This window comes from Streptomyces sp. BE303 (assembly GCF_036290945.1).
Taxonomy (GTDB): domain Bacteria; phylum Actinomycetota; class Actinomycetes; order Streptomycetales; family Streptomycetaceae; genus Kitasatospora.
The window spans coordinates 1-219 of the sequence record NZ_JAQYWZ010000390.1; the positions used below are offsets into that span (position 1 = coordinate 1).

Consider the following 219-nt stretch of genomic DNA (forward strand, 5'->3'; position numbering starts at 1 on the left):
CGACACCCTCGGACCAACCCGTCCCGTCCGCGTCCGCACCGAACGACTTGCACCGGCCGTCGGCAGCCAGCCCGCGCTGACGCGAGAACTCCACGAACACATCCGGGTTCGGCATCACGGTGACGCCGCCGACCAGCGCCTGCGAGCACTCGCCCGACCGCAGCGCCTGCGCGGCCAGGTGCAGCGCGACCAGCGACGACGAGCACGCCGTGTCCACCG

General features: G+C 73.1%; 1 protein-coding gene. It reads right to left on the reverse strand.

Translation table 11 applies throughout. The features are described 5' to 3' along the window. A partial coding sequence (locus PUR56_RS06895) for a beta-ketoacyl synthase N-terminal-like domain-containing protein (protein WP_329948258.1) occupies positions 1 to 219 on the reverse strand: 219 nt, incomplete at both ends.